19 protein-coding genes are annotated in these 22052 nt (G+C 57.1%); 4 read left to right on the top strand and 15 right to left on the bottom strand.

The annotated features are described in order from the left end of the window. Positions 1–15: 15 nt before the first annotated feature. Complete coding sequence (locus tag FZF01_RS06705) at positions 16–960, bottom strand: LysR substrate-binding domain-containing protein (RefSeq protein ID WP_150277368.1); 945 nt, start codon at positions 958–960, stop codon at positions 16–18. 110 nt (positions 961–1070) lie between these two features. On the opposite strand from FZF01_RS06705, the gene FZF01_RS06700 reads away from it, so the two are divergent. Then, positions 1071–2021, top strand: coding sequence for a DMT family transporter (locus FZF01_RS06700; RefSeq protein ID WP_150277367.1), 951 nt, complete (start codon positions 1071–1073; stop codon positions 2019–2021). Between the two features lie 99 nt (positions 2022–2120). Here FZF01_RS06700 and FZF01_RS06695 read toward each other — a convergent pair whose 3' ends face one another. Next, the gene (locus FZF01_RS06695; RefSeq protein ID WP_150277366.1) at positions 2121–4175 is read right to left on the bottom strand and encodes a TonB-dependent receptor family protein; all 2055 of its coding nucleotides are present in this window, start codon (positions 4173–4175) and stop codon (positions 2121–2123) included. 318 nt (positions 4176–4493) lie between these two features. On the opposite strand from FZF01_RS06695, the gene FZF01_RS06690 reads away from it, so the two are divergent. Continuing rightward, a complete protein-coding gene (locus FZF01_RS06690) occupies positions 4494–5660 on the top strand; it encodes a nucleotide sugar dehydrogenase (protein WP_150277365.1) in 1167 nt (388 codons plus the stop codon). 8 nt (positions 5661–5668) lie between these two features. Here FZF01_RS06690 and FZF01_RS06685 read toward each other — a convergent pair whose 3' ends face one another. Continuing rightward, positions 5669–7219 carry a GTPase family protein gene (locus FZF01_RS06685; protein WP_150277364.1) on the bottom strand — a complete coding sequence of 517 codons (1551 nt, stop codon included), beginning with the start codon at positions 7217–7219 and terminating at the stop codon, positions 5669–5671. Continuing rightward, positions 7197–8309, bottom strand: coding sequence for a YcjF family protein (locus FZF01_RS06680; RefSeq protein WP_150277363.1), 1113 nt, complete (start codon positions 8307–8309; stop codon positions 7197–7199). The genes FZF01_RS06685 and FZF01_RS06680 overlap by 23 nt, the downstream gene beginning before the upstream one ends. Positions 8310–8505: 196 nt before the next feature. Between FZF01_RS06680 and FZF01_RS06675 the strand changes: the two genes are divergently transcribed. Further along, positions 8506–9666, top strand: coding sequence for an AI-2E family transporter (locus FZF01_RS06675; RefSeq protein ID WP_150277362.1), 1161 nt, complete (start codon positions 8506–8508; stop codon positions 9664–9666). A gap of 29 nt (positions 9667–9695) precedes the next feature. On the opposite strand, the gene glpK is transcribed toward FZF01_RS06675, so the two are convergent. From glpK to FZF01_RS06655, 4 genes are all read right to left on the bottom strand, one after another. Further along, complete coding sequence (gene glpK / locus FZF01_RS06670; protein ID WP_150277361.1) at positions 9696–11177, bottom strand: glycerol kinase GlpK; 1482 nt, start codon at positions 11175–11177, stop codon at positions 9696–9698. A gap of 30 nt (positions 11178–11207) precedes the next feature. After that, positions 11208–11711: a Cys-tRNA(Pro) deacylase gene (gene ybaK, locus FZF01_RS06665; protein ID WP_150277360.1), complete on the bottom strand. Its 504-nt coding sequence runs from the start codon at positions 11709–11711 to the stop codon at positions 11208–11210. A gap of 76 nt (positions 11712–11787) precedes the next feature. Then, complete coding sequence (locus FZF01_RS06660) at positions 11788–12825, bottom strand: NADP-dependent oxidoreductase (RefSeq protein WP_150277359.1); 1038 nt, start codon at positions 12823–12825, stop codon at positions 11788–11790. A 132-nt stretch (positions 12826–12957) separates the two neighbouring features. Then, on the bottom strand, positions 12958–13527 hold the full coding sequence (locus tag FZF01_RS06655) for a hypothetical protein (protein WP_150277358.1): 570 nt from the start codon (positions 13525–13527) through the stop codon (positions 12958–12960). 154 nt (positions 13528–13681) lie between these two features. Here FZF01_RS06655 and FZF01_RS06650 point away from each other — a divergent pair, with 154 nt between their 5' ends. Then, on the top strand, positions 13682–15490 hold the full coding sequence (locus tag FZF01_RS06650; RefSeq protein ID WP_150277357.1) for a hybrid sensor histidine kinase/response regulator: 1809 nt from the start codon (positions 13682–13684) through the stop codon (positions 15488–15490). Here FZF01_RS06650 and FZF01_RS06645 read toward each other — a convergent pair. From FZF01_RS06645 to FZF01_RS06615, 7 genes are all read right to left on the bottom strand, one after another. Continuing rightward, entirely contained in the window at positions 15480–16124 is a 645-nt protein-coding gene (locus FZF01_RS06645) for a response regulator transcription factor (RefSeq protein ID WP_150277356.1), read from the bottom strand. The two genes, FZF01_RS06650 and FZF01_RS06645, sit on opposite strands and share 11 nt — an antisense overlap. A 126-nt stretch (positions 16125–16250) precedes the next feature. Next, positions 16251–17129 (bottom strand): ion transporter, encoded by an 879-nt coding sequence (locus tag FZF01_RS06640; RefSeq protein WP_150277355.1) that lies wholly within the window; start codon positions 17127–17129, stop codon positions 16251–16253. A 70-nt stretch (positions 17130–17199) separates the two neighbouring features. Then, positions 17200–17745, bottom strand: a complete 546-nt coding sequence (locus tag FZF01_RS06635) for an adenine phosphoribosyltransferase (RefSeq protein ID WP_150277354.1) — start codon at positions 17743–17745, stop codon at positions 17200–17202. 22 nt (positions 17746–17767) lie between these two features. After that, positions 17768–18499 carry a fumarate/nitrate reduction transcriptional regulator Fnr gene (fnr, locus tag FZF01_RS06630; protein ID WP_150277353.1) on the bottom strand — a complete coding sequence of 244 codons (732 nt, stop codon included), beginning with the start codon at positions 18497–18499 and terminating at the stop codon, positions 17768–17770. 107 nt (positions 18500–18606) lie between these two features. Further along, positions 18607–19353, bottom strand: a complete 747-nt coding sequence (locus tag FZF01_RS06625) for a sulfite exporter TauE/SafE family protein (protein ID WP_223825423.1) — start codon at positions 19351–19353, stop codon at positions 18607–18609. Then, positions 19350–19604 carry a cbb3-type cytochrome oxidase assembly protein CcoS gene (ccoS, locus tag FZF01_RS06620; RefSeq protein WP_150277352.1) on the bottom strand — a complete coding sequence of 85 codons (255 nt, stop codon included), beginning with the start codon at positions 19602–19604 and terminating at the stop codon, positions 19350–19352. The genes FZF01_RS06625 and ccoS overlap by 4 nt, the downstream gene beginning before the upstream one ends. Further along, complete coding sequence (locus FZF01_RS06615) at positions 19601–22051, bottom strand: heavy metal translocating P-type ATPase (RefSeq protein WP_150277351.1); 2451 nt, start codon at positions 22049–22051, stop codon at positions 19601–19603. The genes ccoS and FZF01_RS06615 overlap by 4 nt, the downstream gene beginning before the upstream one ends. Position 22052: the final 1 nt, after the last annotated feature.

The following is a 22052-nucleotide window of genomic DNA, read 5'->3' as shown; positions in this document are numbered from 1 at the left end:
AACTCACTAGGCAAGTCACTGCTTCAACCCCGACTCAATACTCTGCTGAACCAGCCAGCGGCGCAGTATCTGTATGCCCGGCTCATGGCGGCGGCTGGTTTTCCAGGCGAAATAGAATTGATCACCGGTCATGACATGGTGGCAAGGCAGGCGCACAAAGTCTGCGGTATCTGACCGATTGCTGAGCATATAGTCGTTGGTCAAGGCTATGCCCTGGTGGTAGCGGGCGGCCTCCAGGGCAAGCAGCATATGGCTGAAATTCTGCAGCCGGGTGTCCTTCGGGAGGGGCTGGCCAGCGGCCTCGTACCAGGCCGCCCAGTCGCCTCCGGTCTTGTTATATATGCTGTGGGTGGAAAGCAGGGGCAAGCCTTGAAGCGCTGATAACGCCAGCGGAGCTGTCTGGGCGTGCTGCAGGTTGGGATCGATATTTTGCTCACGGCAGAGAGTTTGCCAGTACTGTTGACTGCATACCGGGAACAAGCGTTCTGTATAAAGCAATTCATAGCTGAAAGCGGAGGAGGTGGGTCTGACGGTAATAAAGCAGTCGGCCACCCGATCGGATAGCTGCGGGTTTTCCCCGCTCATCTCCAGCGACAGGTCCAGTTGCGGCCATTCCTTGCGCAGGGCAGGTAGCCTGGGTACCAGCCAGCGAACGGCGAAGGAGCTGAATACCGATAACCGCAGGCGGGCCGTTTCATGCCCCAGTATGTGCTCGCTGGCCCTCTCGATCTGCAGCAATGCGGTACTGATTGCATCAAAGTACTGACGACCTTCTTCGGTCAGGGCCAGGTAACGCCCGGTGCGGATAAACAACGGTTCTCCCAGGTAGGTTTCCAGTTGCTTGATCTGGTGACTTACCGCGCTCTGGCCAACGGCCAGTTCTTCTGCAGCCAGGGAGAAGCTGTTCAGGCGCGCCACGGCTTCAAATACCGGTAATGCTTTCAGCGGTGGTAGTTTCATAGGCGCTTTTTCTATCCAAATAACTAATATTAACTAGTCAAATATCATTTCTCTACATACTCGGTAAAGCCTAGAATCCCGGCACGTGATATGAACAACCAGAGGTAGATATGTCGGGTAAAACAATCAACAGCGCAATCCTGTTGTTGATCATCGGAAATGCGCTGGCGCTGATTTCCGATGTGTTTATCAAGTTTCTAGAGGAGGGCGCCCCGGTTTTCCAGTACGCCTTGATGCGTTGTGTCATTACTCTGCTGGTGTTGTTGCCGTTCTGGCGGCAGATCAATACCAGTAAGCCCTTTGAGGGCGCGGGCCTGCATTTTGTCCGTGGGCATGTGCATCTGGTCGGTATCATCTGCATGGTCTATGCATTGATTGCCCTGCCGCTGGCTACCGCCAACGCCGTGTTTTATGTCGCGCCGATTCTGGTCATGGTGCTTTCGGTAATCTTTTTTGGCGAGCGTCTGACCAGACTGAGCCTGGCAGCTGTTATCAGTGGGTTTGCCGGAATCCTGGTGATCTTGCGGCCCGTGGATTTCAGTTGGGCGGCACTGGGTGCGTTGGGGTCGGCTGCTGCGCTGGCGATCAACGCGGTACTGGTTCGCAAATTGCCCCGCCAGCAGTCCACAGCGCACAAGCTCTTTCTCAACTACCTGATGATCCTGCCGCTGTGTCTGGCACTGGCACTATGGGAAGGCGCTGTGTGGAGCAATGCGGTATTCATCAGTGCGGTGGGGTCCTCGGTATTTATCCTGGCCTATAACGTTTGTGTGCTACTAGCTTACAAACACGTGGATGCCAATCAGGTTACCAGTGCGGAGTACACCGGGCTGATCTGGGCGGTCATTATTGGCTGGTTGTTCTTTGCCGAGGTGCCAGATCTCTGGTTCCTGGCGGGCAGTGCGATGATCGTGGCGCCGTTATTGATGATTGGACTGCAGCAGCGGCGCATTCGCCTTCGCGCTACCAATCATGAGCTGGGAGATACCCGCTATCACGCGGCCCCGGCGGTTGCGGAGACGGACGCGGTGAAACAAAGCGCTGATGCGCGCAAGATGTGATCCGCCACAAACAACAAGGCCCGCATTGCGCGGGCCTGTGATCCTTGTAAACCGGAGCCGATGGCGACAACCATCCGCTCCGGACAAGCCTCCTGCTGATCAGAAGTTGTAGTTGAAGCCAACTTCAAACGAGCGCTCCGGACCTACATAGATACCCTGGCGCAAGCCTGTGATGTACCGCTTGTCGGTCAGATTCTTTACCGCGCCTTCCAGGCGCAGATTCTTGCTGACCTGGTACTGGCTGGTCAGATCATAGACGGTGTAGGAGCTCATTTCGCCGCCCCAGATTCCGCCAGCAGCATCGGCGGGGATGTCCTTTAGGTTGGTAGCGTCACCATATTGCGAGCTTTGATAGTGGGCCAGCAACGCATTCGAGAACTTGCCGTGGGTGTGCATCAGTGCAACGTTGGCCAGATATTTGGGTGCGTAGGGCAAACGATTTCCCTTGTTGTCACCGGTCTTGAACTCGGAAACCGGTACCCAGGTTACGTTCGAGTCAATGGCGAAGCCCATGCCCAGTTCATATCCGAATGCGGCTTCCAGGCCATAGTGGCGGGTTTCCCCAGCATTGGATTGCGAGAGATTCGGATCACTGTTGCCGGTGACCACCTGATTATCGAAGTCCATGTAAAAGCCGGTAAGCTCGTAGTCCATTGGGCCCGAGGCGCCGCGCACTCCCAGCTCATAGTTTATCGAGCGCTCACCATCGAGCTTCTGGTCAGTCAGGCCGTCCAGTGCTACACCGTTGGAGGCAGGGGAGAATGCCTTGTATACACCACCATACAGCTGTGCTTCGGGTACCAACTGGAAGGTTGCGCCAATGCCAGGAAGGAACTCGGTGTTTCTAGTGTCAGCCGACTCGTTGTTCTGTGTCAGTACCTTGCGAGTCTGTTCATAGGATTCGATTCGCAGACCCGGGGTGACGGTCAGTCGGTTGGACAAGATGATGCGGTTTTGAACATAGCCGGCGATGCTCTCTGCCGAATCTTCGATATGGCGATCGTTGGTGCCGGTACGGTCCTGAGCACGAGTCGCACGAATTCGCTTATCGTCGGATTCCTCTTTCATCAGCCGCAGGCCGAATTCAGCTTCGTTGATCCAGCCAAACAGGTCGTGGTCCAGGGAGAGGCGTGATTCCACACCGAAACGCTCGAAGGTGCGGTTGTTGCCGGTCAGACTGTCGGTATAAACCCAACGTCCGGCAGCATTGGAAGCTGCGTTATCGACGCTGTAGCGCCAGTAGTCGCGGGTCACTTCGCTCCAGTAGGCCAGTGTCTGGAGGGTTGCCCGATCGTTTAGATGCCATTCGTGGTTGATGTCGAAAGCCTTGCGATCAGTCAGGTAATAATCGTCCGGTGCCGGATTGTAGGTACGACCCGCACGGTAATCTTCCAGCAGCAATCCACGGTAGGAAATATTCGCATCATTCTCGTACCAGGAGAATTTCATGCCCAGACTCTGAGTGTCGCTCATGGCAACGCCAGCCTTGAACATCAGATCAGTCATTTCATAGTCTTTGTCCATGAAGCCGTCGCTACGGGCATGGGTAGCGACCACGCCACCAAAAGCGTCGCCCGAGATGGAGCGTCCACCAGCCTCGAGGGTTGTTTCGCGGGTGTTGAAAGAGCCCACACGGCCGGAAACGGATACGCCGTCGTCAGGAGTTTTGGTCTTGTAGTTGATCACGCCGCCGATTGTCGAAGGGCCATAACGCAGAGAGGATGAACCCTTTAGCACCTCGATGTCCTCCATGCGCTGAATACGCGGGTTGTAATAGCGGTCGTTGCCGATGAACAGACCCGGAGCTACCGGTACACCATCTTCGAGAATCAGTGATTTGGCTTCGCTGGCCGACAGGCCGCGGATACCGACGTTGCTGACGACGGCCGACTCTTCTTCTGTTTTAACGTGTATACCGGGGATCCTGCGCAACACGTCCTCGGTTGATTTGGGTTGAATCCGTTCGATCTGTTCCCGGTCGATAATCACTACAGCGCCGGATTGTTTGGAGATGGCGTCCTGTTCAGAACCTACTACCTCCATCGACGGCATCCGCAGGACGTCTTGTGTCTGGGCAGTAGCGCTGAGGGGTAGCAGTGCAACTGCCACTGCCAGGGCGAGGTTCTGACGTTTGAATAAGGGTGTTGGCGTCATCTCATTTTCCTGATGTTGGTTATGAATTTTTTGGCTCAGACCGCGAAGGAGATGTCTGCGGTTAGCACGCGCGGATTCTAAAGATTGATGATAATCATTGTCAATCGTATTAGTGAATAAGATATATAAGTATCTAGAAGGCTTCAGTCTTGGGTCACGGGTCGATTGGCTTGGAGCGGGAGCGTACGAAAGGTCCGTACTGGCGGCCCCCGAGTTGAGAAGGAAAACCGACCATTGAGTGTAACAACTGCCCGATATAACCCTGAGTAGTAGTCGAGAAGCGTTACGGCGCTGCCGATCAACGGGGGGGCAGGTCGCATGAAAATCGCTGTGGTCGGGACGGGCTACGTTGGGCTTTCGAATGCGGTATTGCTGGCCCAGCACAATGAGGTGCTGGCCCTGGACATCGTGCAGGAGAAGGTCGATCTGATAAATGACCGGCTGTCTCCAATCAATGATGCGGAAATTGAAGCCTATCTTCAGAACAGACCGCTTGATCTGCGCGCGACGACCGACAAGATGCTGGCTCTGCGGAGGGCTGATTTTGTGATCATCGCCACCCCAACCGATTACGATCCAGCGACCAACTGTTTTGATACGCGTAGCGTCGGGGCGGTGATTGGCGATGTGATGACGATTAATCCCGACGCTACCATCGTGATCAAGTCCACCGTGCCCGTGGGTTACACGCGTGCGCTGCGTGAGGCTACCGGCTCGCGCAACATCGTTTTTTCTCCCGAGTTTCTGCGTGAAGGCAAAGCCCTGCTCGACAATCTCTACCCGCCGCGTATCGTGGTGGGTGCACAGTGCGAGAGGGCGCGAACCTTTGCCCGCCTCATGCAGCAGGGAGCAATCAAACAGGACATTCCGGTTCTGTTGACCGACTCCACAGAAGCCGAGGCGATAAAACTGTTTGCCAATACCTACCTGGCCATGCGCATTGCTTTTTTCAACGAGCTGGACACCTACGCCGAAACCCATGATCTGGATACCCGTCAGATTATTGATGGCGTTTGTCTGGACCCCCGTATAGGCAACCACTACAACAATCCGAGCTTCGGTTACGGCGGCTACTGCCTGCCCAAGGACACCAGACAGCTGTTGGCCAACTACCAGAATGTGCCCAGTAACATGATTCATGCCATTGTGGAGGCAAATCGCACCCGCAAGGATTTCATTGCCGATTCTATTATCAGGCGCAACCCCAAGGCAGTGGGTATTTACCGATTGGTGATGAAGTCAGGGTCCGACAACTTTCGGGCGTCTGCGGTTCAGGGTGTGATGAAGCGTATCAAGGCCAAAGGCATTCCGGTTCTCGTTTATGAGCCGGCGATGGAGCAGGAGATGTTCTTTAACTCGCCGGTGATCAAGGACCTTGAAACCTTCAAGCGCAAAAGCTGCGTGATTATTGCCAACCGTCGCGCGCCGGAGCTGGAGGACGTTGCACACAAGGTCTATACGCGGGATCTGTTCGGCAGTGATTAGACAGGGTGCTATCGCTCCTTGTCCTTGTTCATCAAGGACAAAACGGCCCCCGCCGCCTTGCGCATACGCTTCCATTCCCGTGCGGCAGAGAAGCCGCTGGTTTCTCGCCTACGACGATTGAGCTGCACGTTCAGCGCCTTGCCATACTTTGCCTTCAACAAATCACGCAGGGCCTCGACGTTGTATTGCTCGCGGTCAGGCGACACGCAAAGGGGAATAATATCCTCTAGGCCCAGCACTTCCTTGTTGAACGCAAGAGCTTCACGAATCAGTGCTTCCTTATCGCTTTCACCGGATAGCTCGTAGGGCGGATCCCAGTCGTTGGGATTACCCAGACGGTCGACCTGATTGAGCAGACCAATGATGGTAGGCGCCTGACGATGAAGGTGCTTGCTCTCCCAGGCCCGAAAGTGGTCGCCGAATACCTGGTCCAGCTTGCGTGCGGGCTGGTTGGCGCGGAGCACCCAGAGCACCATGTCAGATTGCACCATCTCTTCGAAAAGTATTTTCTCGACTTTAGGGTCGCCATTCAGCCCCGGCAGATCGAGCAGTCTTAGAAAGGGAATGCCGTCGACCTTGCACTCATACACCAGGCCGCGGTCAGTGGAAGGCAGGGCGCTGGTTTCTGCGTTCCAGCCTTCGGTCAATGCGTTGATCACCGATGATTTGCCGGCACCAACCTGGCCAAGCAGGCAGATACGGATGGGTTCGGGTTTTTCCGCGGTGCGGGTATCGTCTTTCAATGTGGTGGCGCTGACTGTCAGTTCGTCATCTTCGAAGCGGAAATGTCCGCCATACAGATCGATCGCCGCGCGCAGTACCTCGAGTAACAGTAGACGCTTGAGTTTAAGCTGCATCTCGTCACTCAGGCCCTCGAATGACTGGCCGATGGCCTGGCTACCCAGCTCGGCGAGCAGGCCTTCGGGAGTGAGCAGACGGACCTTGCGGTAGATGCTGACCAGTTTCAATGCCGGGGCAAACTGGTCGCTTTTCTCTTCGAGCCAGAACATGTGGGAAATTTTCAGGTGGTCTATGCCAGGCACGTTTTCCTTCAGCGTGCGTCGGTAGCGTTGCGTGAGTCGCTCGGCAATCGCCAGCAGGGCCACCGGGGAGAATGCCCATTCAGCGTGCCGCTTGCCTTGCCCGTAGTGGGTGGCCACGCCCTGGGCCAGTACCAGCGAGACATCATACATGGAGCGCCAGCTTGGATTGGTCGCAGCCAACTCGCTTACCATCGGCAGCACTGCCAATTGAGCCTGGCGGTCCCGGGGCGTCCAGTAGTCGGGGGTTTCCATGGCCTCTACAAGGGCGTCATCAACGGGCGGCGGAGCCTTATTTCTGCGCCTGCGCAGGAATATCACCGGCAGCATCGCTGCCAGGGTAAGAAGGCCCAGCAACCCGACAAACGTCAGAATGTAGTTGTAGCGAATGATGGCGTACAGCCCGAAGCATGCGAGCAGCAACAGCGGAGGCAGTATGACGATCAGCATGAACGGCTTAAGCCGGTCGGAAAAACTGACTGCCGCGCGCCAGGCGTTAAAGGTTGTTTTCAGCTTCATCTCTGGCCACTGGCATGATGTGTTCGAAGGCCTTGCGGTAGGTTGCCTTGAGTTCCTCGGGTGAGGTGGTCTTGCCGCAAGCCTTGTTGAAGAAATAGATACAGCCCACGCGGCCCAGGGCGTAAGTCACGCCATAGCTGGTAACGGCGGCGGAGGCGGCGCCTATGGTCTGACCATACACGGGTATCAGCTTGATCAGCTGTTGTAGCCCCAGGCGGGAGGCATATTGCACGCCGAACCCCATCCCCAGGGTGCTCCCCAGCTCGGTCAGCAGACGTTTGTTCCATTCCAGGCCGTACTGATTGGCAAGGCTGTGCAACATCTTGGTCTGTATCGCTGGCACTGAAACCAGACCCACGATGGGTACCGCGTTGGTCGCCCCGGCGGCGCCGGCGTACCACATGATTTCGGTTTTCAGTTTGCGGAAGTTGGCTTCCTCGGCCGACTGCTTGTCCCGTTGCTCAAACAGTTCGGCAACGATGGGCAGAAACTGCGCGAGTTTCTCGACCAGACCGTCCATACCGATCGGTTGGCCGTCCCGGCCGACAAGATCCACCGGGGCGCTCTCGATTTCACCCCAGACTTTCTCGACATTGCCCTGATTGAGCGCTATGCATTTGTCTCTTTCTCGGGTGTTTTCGAGCAGGTCGATTCCGGTATGCACCAGCAATGCATTACGGATTCTGCCCGATTGCCTGATCTGCTTCAGCGCTGCCAATAACTCCGACTGCTCCGGATCGTCTGCGCGCATAACGACGACCAGCGCGTGGCTGTTGCCTTCGCAGGCTTTGATGTCCTCTGTGGGGTCGTAGCCGGCTTCCGCGAGGCCGCGGGTGTCGATGAAAGTAAGCACCGGGGTGGTGGCAGGAAAGTCATAACGGGTAGCTGTCTTGGTGCAGGGCCGAAACCCCCGTCCCACCTCTATGTCACTAAGCCCGGTGACGGCCTGGATCAGGGTCGACTTGCCGGCTCCGGTCTTGCCGATAAGCCAGAGGGTCGGCAGGTGCTCGGCATTGTGTCGGAAGGCGAGCTCCAGATCGGGTTTTCTTGCTGGATTGAGCGTGCGATAAATTCGCTGGAAATAACTCATGGACCGTCCTGCTTGTATCGGTGAGCGAAAACTCTGGCGCGCGGCGGCGCAGTACGGTGATTTGCCTATAGTGTAGGTCATGGCCCTGGGTTACCGCACTGATTGGTTTTTCTTGTGGAAGGCGATGGAACACAGTGGCTAAATTGCGTTCTCATAGGCTGAACCCAGTCTCCCCAGTGCAAAGGACGGAACACCCATGCGCAATGCCAGAATGGAAGAGAAGAGTTTTATTGTGCTGTTGGCACTGGTGTCTGTTGCTTTCGTATGGCTGCTGTTGCCTTTCTACAGCGCGGTATTCTGGGCGACGATTCTGGCAATCCTGTTCCGGCCAATGCAGCGATGCCTGGCGCAACTGTTTCACGGAAGACGAACCCTGGCAGCGCTATTGTCGGTGTTGATCATACTGCTCATGGTCATACTTCCGGTTGGTCTTCTGACCGGCATGCTGGTACAGGAGGGCAGGGACCTTTATGAGCGGGTCAGTTCCGGCGATATGGACCTGGCGAGCTATTTTGAGCAGGTTGTCAACGCTTTGCCCCAGGTCCTGCAGAATCTGCTGGCGCGTTTCGGGCTGACCGATTTTTCCAATGTTCAGGAGCAGCTCTCTAAAATGGGTGAGGGCGGTGGGCAGCAAATTGCGAGCCGGATGTTCAGTCTTGGTCAGGGTACCTTTCAGTTTGTAATCAGCTTCTTCGTCATGCTCTACCTGCTGTTCTTTCTCCTGCGCGACGGTCCCCGCCTGGCTGAAGAGGTGCGCAGGGCGATCCCCCTGGGTGATCCCTACAAGCAGCATCTTCTGGCCCGGTTTACCGCCGTGGTGCGTGCCACTGTGAAGGGCAACGTGCTGGTAGCGCTCGTTCAGGGCGCGCTGGGTGGTGTCATTTTCTGGATCCTGGGTCTTGAAGGAGCACTGCTCTGGGGTGCTGTCATGGCTGTGCTTTCGCTTCTGCCAGCGGTTGGCGCGGGCCTGATCTGGGGGCCTGTGGCCATCTACTATCTTGCTTCAGGGGAGTTTGTACCGGCGCTGATACTCACTGCCTACGGCGTGATAGTGATAGGGCTGGCGGATAATCTGTTGCGTCCCATTCTGGTAGGCAAGAGCGTCAAGTTGCCGGACTACGTGATCCTGATCTCGACCATTGGCGGGCTGGTGTTGGTTGGCATCAACGGTTTTGTCATTGGGCCGATGATCGCGGCCCTGTTCATCTCTGCCTGGAGTCTGTTCGCTGACGCGCGTGAACATCATGGGTTTGTTGACAGGCACCCTTCAGACAATCCGAACAGATCGGAATCGGACGGCGATCACACCGGCGAGCTGACACTGACCGGCACCAACAATGGCAAAGGGGAGCTCTGAGCTGAGTTGCCCTTATTGGTGCCTCGGTGCTAATCGCGAACTCGCCTGATAGCATCCAGCCAGCCGCGATAAAGCTCATTGCGTTTGGCTTCCGGCATGGCAGGGGTGAAGGCCCGTTCGCATTGCCAGTGCTCGGCGATTTCCTCGAGATTCTGGTAAAGGCCTATCTGTAAACCCGCGAGGTAGGCTACCCCTAGCGCAGTCGTCTCGGTCACGCGCGGCCTGTCCACAGGAACACCCAGAATATTGGACAGTGCCTGGATTACCCAGTTGTTTACCACCATTCCACCGTCGACCCGTAAAGCTGCCGTGCTGTTGGCGCCGTCGGCAGTCATCGCGTCAAGCAGGTCGCGTGTCTGGAAGCATACTGACTGCAAGCCTGCGGTAACGATCTCCGCAATACCGGTATCGCGCGTCAGACCGAATATCGCGCCGCGTGCCTTCGGGTCCCAATAGGGGGCTCCCAATCCTGTGAATGCCGGTACAAGATAGACCCCGCACTGGTCACCGGTCTCCTCTGCCATCGCCTCCGTCTCGCCGGCATGCTGTATCAGTTTCAGACCATCGCGCAGCCACTGCACGGCTGCGCCCGCGACAAAGATACTGCCCTCCAGGGCGTAGGTGGTTTTCCCCTGGATACGATAGCCAACTGTTGTCAGCAACCGGTTGCGGGAGGTTACCGGCACATTGCCGGTATTCATGACCATAAAGCAGCCTGTGCCATAGGTGCTCTTGACCATGCCCGGTTCAAAGCAGGCCTGGCCGATCAATGCTGCTTGCTGGTCACCGGCCATGCCTGCGACTGGAATGCTGGCGCCCAGCAAATTGGCATCGGTGTGTCCGAAATCTGCCGCGCAATCCATTACCTCTGGCAGCAGGCTGGCGGGAATGTCCAGCAGCGCGAGTATGTCTGCATCCCATTGCTGGGTATGGATATTGAACATCAGTGTGCGCGATGCATTACTGGCATCGGTGCGATGTACCTTACCGCCAGTCAGGCGCCAGAGGAGGAAACTGTCGACGGTGCCAAAGCGTAGCTTGCCCGCCTGCGCGCGATCACGGGCTCCCTCGACATTGTCCAGCAGCCAGCGCAATTTGGTGCCAGAAAAGTAGGGGTCGATGATCAGGCCGGTGCGCTCGGTCACCATGGGTTCGTGACCGGCTTGCTTGAGAGCGTGACAAAAATCGGCGGTGCGCCGGTCCTGCCAGACGATCGCATGGTATAACAGCTCTCCGCTCTCAGCGTCCCATAGCAGGGTTGTTTCGCGTTGGTTGGTAATGCCAATGGCGCTGATATCCTGTGCTTGCAAGCCGGCCTTTTTCAGCACCTGGCGACAGACATCCAGGGTGCTCGACCAGATTTCCTCGCCGTCATGTTCAACCCAGCCATCCTGCGGGAAATATTGTTTGAACTCGGTCTGGACGACTGTTTCAGGCTGGCCCTGAGCATTGAAAATGATTGCTCTGCTGCTCGTGGTGCCCTGGTCGATGGCGAGGATAAGCTGACCCATGAATGCGGTGCTCCCGTTCTTGTGCGGTTGTTATGATTGTGTGGGGTGGCTGTCCGCTGCGCCCGCCAAGCGGGCAATCGGACAGACCTTCGCCTGGGTCTGCAAGGTCAGATGCTGCGCGGCAAGTTCGATCTCAAGGCCGCGACGGCCACCACTGACGTACACAGTAGGCCATTGCTCTGCACTGTTGTCGATAAAGGTCCGCAGGCGTTTCTTCTGGCCCAGCGGGCTGATTCCACCAAGCAGGTAGCCGGTACTGCGTTGAGCTGCCGCGGGATCGGCCATGGCGGTTTTCTTTACTCCCGCGGCGCCAGCCAGGGCTTTCAGGTCCAGACTGCCAGTGACGGGCACCACTGCAACCAGTAGCTCCCCTGTTTCGGCGCTGGCCAGGAGCGTTTTGAACACCCGCGCGGGATCCAAGCCTAGCTTGTCAGCGGCTTCTGTACCGTAGGATTGTGCTGCAGGATCATGGTCGTAGCGGTGCAGCCGGTAATCGATACCGGCTTTGTCCAGCGCTTTGGTTGCGGGGGTCATGGTTGTTTCCTGGCGAGCCTGGCTACAGGGTAATGACTCCCGGCCCGCTCGCCAAGGCTGTGCTCAGTTTTCTGTTTTACTTATCAGCAATCTTGACCACCAGCTTGCCGAAGTTCTTGCCCTCAAGCAGACCCATGAACGCTTGCGGCGCGTTTTCCAGACCTTCAACCTGATCTTCACGGACGCGCACCTTGCCTTCGGCAACCCAGGGTGTCATTACCCGGAGAAATTCGGGGAAATGTGGACCGTAGTTATCGAAGATGATGAAGCCCTGCATGCGAATCCGTTGGCTGAGCAGCAGGCGCATCAGTTGCGGCATCCGGTCTGGCCCACTGGGCGCTTCGGTTGCATTGTACTGAGCGATCAGACCGCAAACGGGAACGCGCGCATGGGCATTGAGCAGCGGCATCACCGCGTCAAAGACCTTGCCTCCGACATTTTCGAAGTACACATCGATGCCGTCCGGGCATGCCTTGGCCAACTCGTCATTGAGATTGTTCTGCTTGTGGTCAAGGCAGGCATCAAAGCCGAGCTCGTCCACAGCGTAGGCACACTTCTCGGCGCCCCCGGCAATACCCACCACGCGGCAACCCTGAAGCTTTGCCACCTGGCCAACAACGGTGCCAACCGGCCCGGTGGCCGCCGCAACGACTACAGTTTCACCCTTTTTTGGCCGTCCGATGTCCATCAGCCCCATATACCCGGTGAAGCCGGGCATGCCCAGTACACCAAGCGCCTGGGATGGGTTTTGCATATTCGGATCAAGCTTGAAAACCATGGCGCCGTCAGAGACAGAATAATCCTGCCAGCCGGCGGTAAAAGACATGACCAGGTCACCTTTGGCATATCCATCAAGATTGGACTCCTGAACCCGGCAGACCGAGGCGCAGGTCATTACACCGCCCACGGGAACAGGGTCGGCATAGGATTTCGCATCGCTCATCCGACCACGCATATAGGGGTCCAGTGACATCCACAGGGCCCGAAGCAGCATTTGTCCTGCTGCAGGACGAGGTACGGGACTTTCAATCAGTTTGAAATTGTCCGGGCCTGGGGCGCCGACCGGACGTGAAGCAAGTAGTATCTGGCGATTGATAGCGTCTGATTGGGGCATGACGAACTCCTGATGTGCCTTGTAAGGCAACCTACAATGAGCGGCGGGCGCATCAGGGTCAACCTGCGTGCTGATACCTGATGGTGTGTTATTGATCAGCACGAGATGGCGTGGATTACCTGCGTGGGGCAGTCAGACCAAGGCTAGAGACTCTTCATCACGAACCCGGTTCCAACTCGCCAAAAAGTCACTACTGAGAGCTCCGCGGTGCGGGTATCGGGTCTCCCAGATAAGTGCGAGCTCATCAATATCCATGTCATCCTCCAGCTCAGTCAGTTGCTGATGATAGATCAACCAGGCAATTGCAGTGGCATACGCGAAATTGTAGCCGAGCTCGGCATGGGGGTTGTGCAGAAAGCAACGCTGGCTGGCGAGGCCGCGGATAAGGCTTGCCTGGTCGGGATTGCTCGCCAGATAGTCATCCCAGATCCGGGTGTGTAATTGAGTACATATGCCATAAGGGCCTATCCCGCCCTGTGCCTGTTTGTGGGCGGGTAGGGATGTAGTAGCCAGCAAGGTACCCAAAAGCAGATTCTCGGCCGCACGCGAAGCGATACCAAGGTAATTCAGCGTCGGCCGGATTACTGCTTCTCGTAACAGGCCGGGTGATGACAGGGCCAGAATATTGATGGTGTTGCCGAGGCTCGGAGGTTGCTCGGCCGGGGTGATACATTCATGTGTCAGAGTAAGGCTTGCTGTCACAAATTCACCTTCAGATCATGTTCCTATTTGCAGCATAGCTGCAAAAGTTCAAAGTAATGTATTGTTTTTAAAATGATTTAGTTATTCATCTTGTCCCTATATCGCACAATGATATAAAAATGACATCAAGTAGTGCCACATAACGGATAACAATATGGCTTCCGACCCGATAACTTCCCCCGCTGCACCCATCGACGAGCCCGCGCTGCTTGCTCAACAGCGACGCTTCGCCGGACTGCGGTTCAGCAAGCAGTTCGAGCCCGCGTTCCAGGCTTATCTTCATGAAAAAATGTGCAGGCGGGTCTGGCTGGTGGGTTTTTCCAGCATTGGCTTCATGCTGATTTTTATCTGGATAGACTTCGCCTATCTGCCTGAATACGTTCATTACTACACGGTGCCGGTCAGGCTATTCATGATTCTGGTTGTGATGTTCTGCCTCTGGTATTCCAACCGGCCTGGCCGGGTGCCAACACGCAATGCCTTTATCGTTGCCTCGGTGGGTCTGGTCTGTGCAGGGTGGATGGTCGCCATGATCATCGGTGTGAGCCGTCTTGCCCAGTTGAGCGTGCCGGTGACACACGACGGGCTGTATCTGGTGCTGCTCTCGGGGTTCTTTCTATTAGGGCTGCCGGCCCGGCATGCGGTGGTCTCCTGCTGGGCCATCGTGATTGGATACCTGTGGGGCGAATACATGGTCGGCAGTGGGCGCACCCTCATCATTGGCAATGCGCTGTTTCTGACCTGCTTTACGTTGATCGGCAGTCTGGGCGCCTACATATACGAATACATGATGCGTAGCGCCTTTCTCAATGAGCGACTGCTGGATGCTGCCAGAACCAGGGCTGAACGGGAAAGCCAGGGCAAGACGCGATTCCTTGCCACCGCCAGTCATGACCTACGTCAACCTCTGCATGCGATGTCGTTGTTCATTCAGCATCTGGATGAACGCATCAGCGACCCTCCGGTAAGACTAACGGTCAAGCGTCTGGCCGACTCGACGCATCTGCTTCAGGCAATGCTCAACTCTCTTCTGGATATTTCCCGCTTGAGTGTCGGCATGGTCAGGCCGCAATTGCGTGAGTTCAACCTCTATCCCTGGTTACAGCGGATCCTGGGTACCCTTGAGGTGAGTGCCGAGGAGCGGGGAGTGGTGATCGACCTTGAATGCCCACCGCGCATTGCTGTGACCAGTGACCCCCTGTTATTGGAGAGACTGGTGCGCAACTTTCTCAATAATGCATTGCTGCATTCCGAAGCTACCGAGGTGAAGATCCAGGTGTTTCGTGTCGAGGACCGCATACGTCTGGCGGTGGTAGACAACGGCCGGGGAATGACCGAAGCCGAGCAGGACCGGATCTTCGAGGAGTTTACCCAGTTGCGCAATCCTGCACGTACCCTGGAAAAGGGAGTAGGCCTGGGTCTGTCGATATGCCGCCAGCTGATTCATCTGCTGGAGTATCCCTCGGGACTGCGGTCTGCGCCCGACGAAGGCGCTAATTTCTGGATCGAGGTACCGACCGGCGACTGGGTGGAGACCGTCGTTACGCCAAGTCGGAGTTTGCAAGAAAAACTCGGCGGACGAATTGCACTGGTTGAAAACGATCTTATCAATCAGGAGGCAATGGAAACCCTGCTCCGTCAGTGGGGGTGCGAAATCACCAGCTATAGCAGCGCCGAAGAGGCGCTGGAAAATATAGAGCCAGAGAGTCTGGACCTGCTGATCAGTGATTACCGGCTGGAAGGTGCACGTGATGGCATAGCACTCATACGTGCGCTTCGCGCGTCCCATGGCCACAACGGGCCGGCACTACTGGTTACTGCAGACACCAGTGACGAAGTTAACGAGCAGGCGAGACTCTCTGATATCGAGGTGATCAACAAGCCGGTATTGCCAGCGCGGCTAAGACGAGCGATTCAGCAATTACTCCAGCCAGCTCAGCCCGATGGTGGTCCTAGAAACTGACCAGACCGAGCTTACGGGCTGTGCTGACGCACTCGGTACGATTGTGACAGCCAAGCGTGTTGAACAGGGCCTTGAGATGTGTCTTGACGGTGTCTTCTGACAGGTTCAGGCGCTGGCAGATCACCTTGTTAGGCAGTCCTTCGGCCAGCAGATCAAGGATTTCAAGCTGCCGGGGGGTAACGCCAACCTCTCTGGCCGAACCTTGGCGGTCCAGCGGTTGGGTCCCGTTGCCGATCACCACTTGCTCACCGAACAGCAGCCGGGTGACGGCCTCAAGAAGCATGGCACCGTCGGCCGTCTTGCTGATAAAGCCCGCAGCACCGAGGTGCATGGCGGCATCAAGGTCACTGGGGCTGTTGCTGGCGGTCAGAATCGCAATAGGCACCAGAGAGTCAAGCTTGTGTAGTTTCTGCAGTAGAGCGAGGCCGCTGCTGTCCGGTAGCTGCAGGTCCAGCAGTACCAGGTCATAGGCGTTGGCCCGTACCTGTCTCTCGGCTTCTGCGCCAGTGTGGGCGTGGTCTAGAGTTACGCCCGGACACAGGTTCTGCAATGTCAGTGTCAGGCCGTCCAGATAAATGTGGTGGTCATCGATCAGTAGCAGGCGGGTATCTTGTGGCAACACGGGACTGACCATGCCAAGCGCTCCTTGAACAGCGGTATCGTAGTGCCTGGCTATCAAGGCAGACATATCGATTTTTATTGTTGGCTGATCATAAGCAAACTGGACCCTGGGGTCCAGAAATGCTGGCGGCCCATCCCATCAACGTTCCCGCAACAGCACACGCAGCTCTTTCAGTTCTGCCCGCATCTCCTGAACTTCCTGCATCAGGAGCTGCTGGTTGGTGCCCGATAGTGAGCTGTGATGGGGATCCTCAACGTGATTAGGCGTTAGTGTCTTGCCTTCCTTGGCCATTTTACTGGCAGCAATCAGTTCACGCTGGGTCTGTATGGCATCGACTATCACGGCGATGAACAGATTCAGCATCATGAATGTAGCGATCAGAATGAAGGGAATAAAATACAGCCAGGCGTAGGGATGTACCTCCATCACTGGTCGCACTATGCCCATCGACCAGCTTTCCAGCGTCATGATCTGGAAGAGGGTGTAGAGGCTTGCACCGAGGGTACCGAACCACTCCGGGAAGGCATCCCCGAACAGTTGCGTGGCAATAACACCGGCTACATAAAAGATCAGGCCGAGCAGCGCAACAATGCTACCCAGGCCGGGCAGGGAGGTGAGTAATGACTGCACCACAATTTTCATGCTTGGCACGACGGTTATAAGACGCAAAACCCGCAACACGCGCAAGGCGCGCAATACGGCCAGAGGTCCGCTGGCCGGAACCAGCGCGATCAGAATCACCAAGGTATCGAACAAGCCCCAGGGATCGCGCAGCAGGCGCCAGCCGTGGGCAACAAAACGCAGCGCGATTTCGATAACGAAAATGCTCAGAATGACGGTGTCGACGGTTCTCAGCGGCCGGCCCCAGTGCTGCATCATGTAGTCCGAGGTCTCCAGCCCCAGCACCACAGCGTTGACCAGAATCAGCGCCATGATGATGTTCTGTATACGGTTTTGCGCAATCCAGGCGCCCAGACGCTGACGCCAGGAGTGTTGTAACTCGAGACTGTTTTTCATGTTGATTCTGCACACGTGGTCGCGGAGGGCAAACCGCCTCAGGTCAATGTAAGCAATCGGGAATTGCTATCTACTCGTTATCGGCAAACGCGCACAGGCTGTAGGTAGGAATGTCCGCATCCTGCATCTTGCGTGAGCCGCCCAGATCAGGGAGGTCAATTATCGCGGCGGCTTCGTATACGGAGGCGCCTAGCTGTTTGACCAGTCGGGCGGCCGCCAGGAAGGTGCCACCGGTAGCGATCAGATCGTCTAGCAGCAGCACCTGCTCACCCCCTGCAAACGAATCACTCTGGATCTCCAGCTCGGCCTTGCTGTATTCGGTAGCGTAGGTATCTTTCAGTGTATCACCGGGCAACTTGCCGACTTTGCGAAACAGGATCAATGGCTTGTTAAGCTCGTAGGCGATAACCGCACCCAACAGGAAGCCCCGCGCATCAATGGCGCCAATGTGGGTGACGGGGGATTCCACGTAACGCTGAATAAGGCTATCAGCGACCATACGCATTGCCTTGGGCGAGCGGTACAGGGGTGTAATGTCGCGGAAGGTTACGCCTGCTTTCGGGAAGTCCGGAACCGGGCGCACCAGGGACTTGATGGTGTATTCGTCAAAAATCATGCGGTTTATCCTGATTCATAGCTTACTCGCGGTCGCCGCCAGCAAGCGCGCAGAGCTCGGTATGTTCGAGAATTTCGATATTCTTGCCTTCTGCGGCGATCAGTCCCTGTTGCTGAAAACGGGTGAAGACCCGGGACACCGTTTCGACCGCCAGGCCCAGGTAGTTGCCAATCTCGTTACGCGACATGGCCAGGCGAAAGGCACGTGCCGAATAGCCGCGGGCGCGAAAACGGGCTGACATATTGATCAACAGAGTCGCTATCCGCTCATCGGCCGTCTTCTTGGATAACAGCAGCATCATCTGCTGATCTTCACGTATTTCCCTGCTCATGATCCGCATGACCTGTTTGCGCAACTGGGGCATGACGGCGGTCAGATCATCGAGCTTTTCGAATGGGATCTCGCAGACTGAAGTTGTCTCCAGCGCAACTGCGGAAACGGGGTATTGCTGATCATCCATGCCGGACAGCCCGATCATTTCACTGGCCAGGTGGAAGCCGGTAATCTGTTCATCGCCGGTATCGGAAACGCTGAAGGTCTTCAGCGCACCGGAGCGCAATGCATAAATGGAGGTAAAAGGGTCGCCCTGTCGAAACAGCAGTTCGCCTTTCTTCAGCGGCCTTCCACGTTTGACGATCTCGTCAAGGATGTTCAGCTCCTCGGTCTGTAACGCCAGGGGCAGGCACATGCCGGACAAGGTGCAGTCGTTGCAGTGTGCTTCAGGAAGGGGACGAAGGCGGATGGAATTACTCATATCACTACCTGATTGGCCAGGAACTGTCACGCAAGGTTACATCATGGATGCGGCTTGTTCCATGCTTCGAGATGCAAATCAGTGAGCCTGCTGTTTGTAGTCGTATCTCAGTGATGGTGCATATCGGTCTCAGATGCTTCCTGGGAGGAGGTCGGTTGATTCATATGCCCCATCAACCAGGCCTTGTGGGGGCCGGGTAGCGTCCAGACGCCGAAAAGGATTACCAGTATTGCGGCGGTAACACGCACACTGCGATTACGCAGGACAGCCAACATGCGCTCAGCCATAAGGCCGGTAGCCAGAAGGGTAGGTAAGGTACCCAGGCCAAATGTCAGCATCAGCGCAGCCGAGAGCAAGCCATTACCATGGCTGCTCGCCCAGATCAGGGTGCTATATACGAGGCCACAGGGCAACCAGCCCCACAGGGTGCCGAGGGCCAATGCCCGCGGCGCTGTGCTTACCGGCAGGAGCTTGCGGGCGTGTGGCTCGATATGCCGCCATAGACCGCGGCCAACGTGTTCTATGCGAGTCAGGCCGGACCACCAGTTGGCCAGATAGAGTCCCATGGCGATCATCAGCAGACCGGCAATGGTGCGCAGAGCCATACCCAGCCCAAGATCCTGTGCCAACCAGCCAAGACTCCCCACCAGCGCACCCGCAGCCGCATAGCTGATGATGCGGCCCATATTGTAGCCCAGCAGAATTCGCCACAGGGTCCAACCCTTGCGTTGCTGAGCCGGTATGCTCATGGTCAGCGCGCCCATCAGTCCGCCGCACATGCCGATGCAATGGCCACCGCCAAGCAGGCCCAGGGCCAGGGCCGTCAGGAACAGGGGTAGTAATTCAGCGGTCAAGAACGTGGCTCCGATGGGTCGTCCCGGTTTTGCATCTGGTTCTGCTCCCGGGTTGGTGTTTCGTGCTCCTCCGGCTCCTGAACCTGCTTGCGGGCTTCCAGGTGAGCCGGATCCTCATCGTCGAACAGGATGCTGTGCGCCGGCCCGTCCAGGTCGTCGTACTGGCCGGTATTGACCGCCCAGGTAAATACCCAGATGGCAACGATGACCAGCACCACAGCGATTGGAATCAGAATATAGAGTACGGTCATGCCACGGACTCCTGCATGTCCGGCTCTGGCGTCCGGACTGTCGGCAACGACTTGATTCGGGTAAGGCGTAAGGCGTTGAGAACAACCAGCAGCGAGCTTGCCGACATGCCGATGGCTGCCCACGCCGGCGTCACCATGCCCAGCGCGGCCAGTGGCAATATGCTGGCATTGTAGGCACTGGCCCAGAACAGGTTTTGCAGCATGATACGGCGGGTGCGGCTAGCCATGTCCATTGAGCGCAGCAGCACACCCAACTGGCTGCTGAGCAACACGGCGTCGGCACTGGTCTTGGCCAGGTCTGATGCTTCACCCATGGCAATGGATATATCGGCACTGGCCAGTACCGGTACATCGTTGACGCCATCGCCAAGCATCAGCAGCCGCGCGCCATTAGCTTGCAATTGCTGCACAAAAGCCAGCTTGTCGGCGGGGCTGGCATTGCCGATAGCCTCGGGGATGCCCAGCCGCTCGGCCATCGCATCCACTACGTGGGGATAGTCGCCCGACAGCAGTATCACGCGCATTCTGCGATCGAGCAGACTGCGGATAAGCTGGGCCGCGTCATGTCGTACCCGGTCGTTGAGAACAAACCAGCCCAGGGGGCCGTTTGTATCGCCGAGTAATAGCCACTGGCCTGGCTGATCAGGTAGAGCAGGGGCGGTCTTGTTGCTGATCTCGGCCACATAGTCGGGCTTGCCGATACGCAGTAACCTTCCGTCACAACGGCCTTCCAGGCCTCGGCCGGGATGGCTGACAATGGAATCTGCCTGACCAGTCGTGCGGCCAAAGGCGCGGGCTATTGGGTGTTCGGAACGGGCTTCGAGGCGCTGGGCCAGCTCCAGGACCTGCTCGGTCATCTCCCCGGGGAACGGCTCGACGCGCTCCAGCGTCATGCGCCCTTCGGTCAGGGTCCCGGTCTTGTCGAGCACAACGGTATCAATACGAGTGAGGCCTTCCAGTACGTGACCACGGGTGATCAATAACCCGAGCTTCTGAAGGCTACCCGTCGCTGTGGTCAGGGCGGTCGGAGTGGCCAGTGATAGTGCGCATGGGCAGGTAGCCACCAACATGGCGAGCACAATCCAGAAAGCTGTTTCGCCATTGACAGTCCACCACCACAAACCGCCAACAATGACGGCGGCGCTCAGCACCACGAGCAGGAAGTATTGTGCCACCTGATCGGCCAGGCGACCCAGCCGGGGCTTGTCGGATTGGGCGCGCTCGAGTAGTTGGACAATAGCCGATAGCCGGGTCTTGTCGCCGACTGCGTCAACACGGATGCGCAGGGGGCTTTCCACATTGAGGGTTCCGGCGGTAACGTTGTCGCCCTGTCTTTTAGCCAGCGGCATGTATTCGCCTGAGAGCGCCGACTCGTCGATGCTGCTGATGCCATCGACAATAACGCCATCAGCTGGAATGCTCTCGCCGGGACGCACATCAAGCAGATCCCCAGGACGGACCTCATCGAGCATGATGCGCTCTGGCTGGCCCGCACCGTCAATGCGCACTGCGCTGGGCGGTAGCAGGCTCACCAATCGGGCGGTGCTTTCTACCGTACGTTGCCTGGCGCGGCGCTCAAGATAGCGACCGGCCAGCAGGAAAAACGCAAACATGGTAACCGAGTCGAAATAGATCTCTCCGGTATTGGTGACCGTGGCCCATATGCCGGCCAGGTAGGCGCCGCCGATAGCCAGGGACACAGATACGTCCATGCTCAGGCGACGGTTGTTAAGGTCCCGCCACGCCCCCTGGAAGAAGGGCACGCAGCTGTAGAAGACCACAGGTGTTGTCATCAGAAGGCTCACCCAGCGAAGGATGATGGCCATGTCTTCGGTCAGATCCTGATTGAACTCTTCGTACAGCGCCATGGTGGCCATCATGACTTGCATGAACATCAGGCCGGCGAGGCCCAGGCGTCGCAAATAACGGCGGTTTTCGGCCGCAATCTGCTCGCTTGCCTTGTCCTGCTCCCACGGCTGGGCGGCATAGCCAATACGTTTGATTTCGGCAAGGAGGGTGGAAAGCCGGGCCTGTGAGGCGTCCCAGCGCAGGGTCAGTCGGTGGTTGCCCAGATTCAAGGTCGCGTCAGTCACGCCAGGCAACTGGATCAGCCGCTTTTCGATCAACCAGCCGCAGGCCGCACAACTGATCCCATCAATCAGTAGCTGAATTTGCTGTTCGGAGCCATCAGTTTGCACATAGCGTGCCTGCACGTCCGGCCGGTCAAGAAGCTCGAGCTCCTCCTGAACCGCCTGGGGCAGTGCCTGGGGGTTGGCCGAGATTTCGGTGCGGTGCCGATAGTAGGAATCCAGCCCGCCAGCCACTATCGCCTCGGCCACTGCCTGGCAGCCTGGACAACACATCGGACGCGTTTCGCCCAGAATGCGGCATTGCCAGTGTGAACCGGCAGGTACCGGTTCACCGCAGTGGTAGCAGGGCTCGGCCATG

The sequence above is a fragment of the Halopseudomonas salina genome (assembly GCF_008641105.1).
This window is presented reverse-complemented; position numbering and strand designations above follow the sequence as displayed.

Coding starts and splice junctions, on each gene's coding strand:
- FZF01_RS06705 (WP_150277368.1), bottom strand. CDS start 960: ATGAAACTACCACCGCTGAAAGCATTACCGGTATTTGAAGCCGTGGCG.
- FZF01_RS06700 (WP_150277367.1), top strand. CDS start 1,071: ATGTCGGGTAAAACAATCAACAGCGCAATCCTGTTGTTGATCATCGGA.
- FZF01_RS06695 (WP_150277366.1), bottom strand. CDS start 4,175: ATGACGCCAACACCCTTATTCAAACGTCAGAACCTCGCCCTGGCAGTG.
- FZF01_RS06690 (WP_150277365.1), top strand. CDS start 4,494: ATGAAAATCGCTGTGGTCGGGACGGGCTACGTTGGGCTTTCGAATGCG.
- FZF01_RS06685 (WP_150277364.1), bottom strand. CDS start 7,219: ATGAAGCTGAAAACAACCTTTAACGCCTGGCGCGCGGCAGTCAGTTTT.
- FZF01_RS06680 (WP_150277363.1), bottom strand. CDS start 8,309: ATGAGTTATTTCCAGCGAATTTATCGCACGCTCAATCCAGCAAGAAAA.
- FZF01_RS06675 (WP_150277362.1), top strand. CDS start 8,506: ATGCGCAATGCCAGAATGGAAGAGAAGAGTTTTATTGTGCTGTTGGCA.
- glpK (WP_150277361.1), bottom strand. CDS start 11,177: ATGGGTCAGCTTATCCTCGCCATCGACCAGGGCACCACGAGCAGCAGA.
- ybaK (WP_150277360.1), bottom strand. CDS start 11,711: ATGACCCCCGCAACCAAAGCGCTGGACAAAGCCGGTATCGATTACCGG.
- FZF01_RS06660 (WP_150277359.1), bottom strand. CDS start 12,825: ATGCCCCAATCAGACGCTATCAATCGCCAGATACTACTTGCTTCACGT.
- FZF01_RS06650 (WP_150277357.1), top strand. CDS start 13,682: ATGGCTTCCGACCCGATAACTTCCCCCGCTGCACCCATCGACGAGCCC.
- FZF01_RS06645 (WP_150277356.1), bottom strand. CDS start 16,124: ATGGTCAGTCCCGTGTTGCCACAAGATACCCGCCTGCTACTGATCGAT.
- FZF01_RS06640 (WP_150277355.1), bottom strand. CDS start 17,129: ATGAAAAACAGTCTCGAGTTACAACACTCCTGGCGTCAGCGTCTGGGC.
- FZF01_RS06635 (WP_150277354.1), bottom strand. CDS start 17,745: ATGATTTTTGACGAATACACCATCAAGTCCCTGGTGCGCCCGGTTCCG.
- fnr (WP_150277353.1), bottom strand. CDS start 18,499: ATGAGTAATTCCATCCGCCTTCGTCCCCTTCCTGAAGCACACTGCAAC.
- ccoS (WP_150277352.1), bottom strand. CDS start 19,604: ATGACCGTACTCTATATTCTGATTCCAATCGCTGTGGTGCTGGTCATC.
- FZF01_RS06615 (WP_150277351.1), bottom strand. CDS start 22,051: ATGGCCGAGCCCTGCTACCACTGCGGTGAACCGGTACCTGCCGGTTCA.